The organism is Actinomadura sp. 6K520, from assembly GCF_004349245.1.
Taxonomy (GTDB): domain Bacteria; phylum Actinomycetota; class Actinomycetes; order Streptosporangiales; family Streptosporangiaceae; genus Spirillospora.
Genome location: NZ_SMLC01000443.1, coordinates 1 through 393, shown reverse-complemented (window position 1 = coordinate 393; position 393 = coordinate 1). Strand labels below are relative to the sequence as shown.

Annotated in this window: 1 protein-coding gene; it reads right to left on the bottom strand. The window is 69.5% G+C overall.

All coding sequences use genetic code 11. The features are described from left to right. Positions 1-2 precede the first annotated feature (2 nt). The gene (locus tag E1289_RS37880; protein ID WP_131989014.1) at positions 3-281 is read right to left on the bottom strand and encodes a hypothetical protein; all 279 of its coding nucleotides are present in this window, start codon (positions 279-281) and stop codon (positions 3-5) included. Positions 282-393: the final 112 nt, after the last annotated feature.

Sequence of the window (393 nt, the reverse complement as noted above, 5' to 3'; positions counted from 1 at the left end):
GGTTAGGGGCTGCGTTTCCAGAAGGGGCGGCGGGGGGTTGGGGAGCCTGTGAAGTCGCTGAGGATTTGGAGGGCGCGAGTCCACAGGGCGTTCACGGTGGCCTGGTCCGCTGCGGGGTTCAGGCTGCGGAGGTCGTCGCGGAGGGTGGTGAGGGCCCTGGTCTCCAGGGACAGCACCTCCATGCGCTGGACGACCGACTCCAGGATGGGGAGAAGATCGCTCAGCAGGTGGTGGACGCGTTCGTCACGGCTGTCCGGGGCCTGGCGGAGACGGTCGAGCACGTCGGACAGTTCTCGTTGGATGTCGGTCGGCGCCGGCGTGCGGGCTGGCCGTGGCGCCGCACCGGGGCGCGGAGTGGTGCGGGCGGAGCCTCTCGTGCTGTCTCTTATACAC